This is a genomic window from Deinococcus pimensis DSM 21231, from assembly GCF_000519345.1.
In the GTDB taxonomy this organism is placed as follows: Bacteria; Deinococcota; Deinococci; order Deinococcales; family Deinococcaceae; genus Deinococcus_A; species Deinococcus_A pimensis.
Map to the genome: position 1 here is coordinate 48,332 of NZ_KI912648.1, position 3,805 is coordinate 52,136.

Sequence of the window (3,805 nt, forward strand, 5' to 3'; positions counted from 1 at the left end):
CAGACGCGGCTCCTCGCGCCGCCCGACGGAGGAGAGCGGCGTGAGCTTCCCGCCGCGCACGCCGCCGTACGCGCCGCCCAGACCCGAGGAGGAGGCGCGCGCGGGCGCGGACTCCACCTCCTCGAAGGAGTTCCACGCCTGACAGTTCGGGCAGCGGCCCAGCGGCTTCGCGGACTGGTAGCCGCACGAGGAGCACGCGTACTTCGTGAGTGTTCGAGCCATTACGCGGACATCATAACGTGACGACGCGAGGGGAAAGGTGCTCCTGTCCAGACGGGACGACGCGCACAGCAGAAGGGGCGACCGGGAAGCCCCGGTCGCCCCTGTCCGGGACGAGGTGTCGTTACGCCAGGATCTGCGGCGGCGCGGTCTTGCCGCGCTCGAAGCGCAGGCCGTCCCCGCTGAGCGTCACGCGGATCTCCGTGTCGTCCGGCGCGCCCACGAGCTCCAGCGCCAGCGGATCCTCGATCTCCTCGCGCACGAGGGTGCGCAGCTGACGGCTCGACCCCACCGCGTGCTTCGGGCTGCGCGCCCGCAGCTTCGACACCAGCCAGCGCGCGATGCCCGCGTCGAACGTGACGCGCAGGTCCCGGTGCACCAGCTCCTCGCGCATGTCCTCCAGCAGCTGCGCGGCCACGCGCTCAAGCTCCTCCTCGCCGAGCGGCTTGAAGCGGATCACGTCGTCGAGACGGTCGAGGAACTCCGGCGTGAAGATCTGACGCAGCGGCTGCGTATCCTCGATCACGACGGGTGAGAAGCCCACGCCGGGACCCGAGTTGAAGCCCGTGTTCGACGTCATGATGATGATCGTGCGGCGGAAGTCCACCGTGCGGCCCAGGCCGTCCGTGAGGCGCCCGTCGTCGAGGACCTGCAGGAACGTGTTGTATACGTCCGGGTGGGCCTTCTCGATCTCGTCGAGCAGGATCACGCTGAACGGCTGGCGGCGCACCGCCTCCGTGAGGCGACCGCCCTGCTCGTAGCCCACGTACCCGGGCGGGCTCCCGATGAGCTTGCTCACCGAGTGCGGCTCCTGGAACTCGCTCATGTCGATGCGGATCAGCGCGCGCTCCGAACCGAACAGCGTCCGCGCGAGCGCCTTGGCGAGGTGCGTCTTGCCGACGCCCGACGGACCCACGAACAGGAAGCTCGCGCTGACGCGCGTGCGCCCGCCGAGACCCACCCGCGCGCGGCGCAGGGCGCTCGACAGGGCCTTGATCGCCTCGGGCTGGCCGTACACCTGATCCTGCAGCGACCCTTCGAGGTCGCCGAGCTTCTCGGTGCTCTCCTCGGCGTAGATGCCGCCCATGCTGTTGATGACGCTCTCGATGTCCTCGCGCGCCACCATCGGCTCGCCCGTGTCGTCCTCCGTGACGGGCATGCCGAGGCTCAGGTTGAGCCGCACGCGGCTCGCGGCCTCGTCGATGAGGTCGATGGCCTTGTCGGGGAAGTTGCGGCCCGGCAGGGCCCGCTCGCCGATGCGGACGGCCAGTTCGAGCGCCGCGTCGGGAATGACCACGCCGTGGTGCTCCTCGTAGCGCCCGCGCAGGCCGCGCAGGATCTGCAGCGTCTCGGCGGGGGAGGGCTCCAGCACGATCACCGGCTGGAAGCGGCGCTCGAGCGCGGCGTCCTTCTCGATGTAGCGGTGGTACTCGCCCGTGGTGGTCGCGCCGATCACCTGGATCTCGCCGCGCGACAGGGCGGGCTTGAGGATGTTCGCGGCGTCCAGCGTCCCCTCCGCGCCGCCCGCGCCGACGAGCGTGTGCAGCTCGTCGATGAAGGCGATGACCTTCGCGTTGCGCAGCTCCTCGATGATCTGCCGCAGGCGCTCCTCGAACTCGCCGCGGTACTTCGTGCCCGCCACGACGCCCGAGAGGTCGAGGCTGACGAGGCGCGCGCCGTGCAGGTTCGGCGGGACGCGCTTCTCGAAGATGGCGAGCGCCAGGCCCTCCACGATCGCGGTCTTGCCGACGCCAGGGTCGCCGATCAGGACGGGGTTGTTCTTCGTGCGGCGCGACAGGATCTGCGTGACGCGGCGGATCTCCTCGGCGCGGCCGATGACGGGATCGAGCTTGCCCTCGCGGGCCTGCTTCGTGAGGTCACGGCCGTACTCGTCGAGGAAGGGCGTGTGGACGGGCTTCTGCGACTTCGGGTCGCTGTGCGCGAGGATGCGCCAGCGGATCGTGTCGACGTCCTTCGTGAGGTCCTGCAGGATGCGGTAGGCGACGCCGTCGCCCTCGCGGATGATGCCGAGCAGGATGTGCTCGGTGCTCGTGACCTGAGCGCCGAGGCTCCTGGCCTCGGCGGACGCGAGCTCCATCACCCGACGCGCGCGGGGCGTGATGGCGGGGGCGTCGTTGAGACGCGAGCCCTCGCCGCGTCCGATGATCTCCTCGACGCGGCGGCGCAGGCCCTCCAGCGTCGCTCCGAATTCGCCCAGGATCTGGGCGGCGGTTCCCGCCTCACGCATCAGGCCCAGCAGGAGGTGCTCCGGACCGACCATCGCGTGGCCGAGCCGGTTGCCCTCCTCACGGGCATAGTGGAAGACGAGGCGGGCACGGTCGTCGTATCTGTTCATGGATGTCCCCCTCGCGGTGGATTCGAGTTTCCGGAACGCCTGACCCTTGTGGTGTACGGCGTGTCGTTCATAGGCATCCCCCCAGGTCGGGCACGGTGAGCACGGCGATGGGGCCAGCGTTGTTGCTCAACTGATTGTACTCTACGCGCCCCCGTGCCGTCCCAGCGGAGTGTTTCTTACGTTTTCTGCCCCCGACAGAACCTCGCCTGGAGCACGATTTCACCCGCCCCGCCCACCCGATCGGGGAGGCACCTCCGGGCATCAGACCGCGCGCCACGACTTCACCATGGCTCCAAGATGGAGACGCGCCCGCCCGACCCGATGAGCCGGGGTTAAACCCGTCTGGTCGAATGAGCCCCCGGCCTTCATCCAGGCCCTAGAATGTCCGCGATGCCTTCCGAGCTCCCGTCCCGCCGCCCGCTCTCCACCCTTTCGCCCGCGAGGACCGCCTAGATGGTGCACCGCATCGAGCTGTGCACCGACGGTCTGGACGCCTCGGTGCGCGAGGACCTTCTCGAAGCCGTGTGGAACGAGCTTCGCATCTCGCCCGGCATGGTGAGTGCCGACGGCAACTTCGAGCTGACCCTGTCACGCTGCGGCGAACCGCACGAGGACGCCCCGGTCGTCCGGGTGGGGGAGGCGCTCTTCACGCGCGTCACGCCCGAACGGCTCGTGGACCTCATCCGCAGACGCAGACGCTGAAGGTCTACACGCCCTCACGGACGAGATCGTGCAGGATGCGCGCGGTCATGCCCCAGATGTCGTGCCCCTGCCAGGCGAAGCGGTACAGCACGTGCCGCTCGCCGCCGGGCAGTTCGCGCGTCTCGCGGACCTCGGGCAGGGCGCGCAGTTCGCCCAGCGTCGGTTCGATGACGCGCGACACCTCCGCGTTCGGACGGTAGGTGAGGCCCGCCGGGACGCGCGCCAGCACGGGCGTCACGTGGAAGCCGATGGGCGTGAACGCGTCGTCGAGCTCCCCGAGGACGTCCACCACGTCCCCCGGGAGGCCCACCTCCTCCCAGGCCTCGCGCAGCGCGGCCTCCACGGGGGTCTCGCCGGACTCCATGCGCCCACCCGGGAAGCTGATCTGCCCCTTGTGGGTGGGCAGGTCGTGCGAGCGGACCGTGAGCAGCACGCGCGGGTCCGCCTCGTCGGTGAGGGCCACCAGGACGGCGGCGCGGCGGTAGTCGGGCAGGTGCAGTGCCCGCCGCTCACGCGCGCCGAGCCACG

General features: G+C 70.2%; 3 protein-coding genes and 1 pseudogene. 1 reads left to right on the forward strand and 3 read right to left on the reverse strand.

Translation table 11 applies throughout. From position 1 onward, the window contains the following. Together DEIPI_RS39895 and DEIPI_RS0113795 are read right to left on the reverse strand one after the other, a co-directional pair. Positions 1 to 222 (reverse strand): annotated as a pseudogene (locus DEIPI_RS39895) (DNA repair protein RadA); the annotation flags it as partial. 121 nt (positions 223 to 343) lie between these two features. Continuing rightward, complete coding sequence (locus DEIPI_RS0113795) at positions 344 to 2,575, reverse strand: ATP-dependent Clp protease ATP-binding subunit (protein WP_027482150.1); 2,232 nt, start codon at positions 2,573 to 2,575, stop codon at positions 344 to 346. A gap of 453 nt (positions 2,576 to 3,028) precedes the next feature. Between DEIPI_RS0113795 and DEIPI_RS0113800 the strand changes: the two genes are divergently transcribed. Continuing rightward, positions 3,029 to 3,277, forward strand: a complete 249-nt coding sequence (locus tag DEIPI_RS0113800) for an NAD(P)H-dependent oxidoreductase subunit E (RefSeq protein WP_027482151.1) — start codon at positions 3,029 to 3,031, stop codon at positions 3,275 to 3,277. A 4-nt stretch (positions 3,278 to 3,281) separates the two neighbouring features. Here DEIPI_RS0113800 and DEIPI_RS0113805 read toward each other — a convergent pair. After that, a partial coding sequence (locus DEIPI_RS0113805; protein ID WP_027482152.1) for an NUDIX hydrolase occupies positions 3,282 to 3,805 on the reverse strand: 524 nt, incomplete at its 5' end.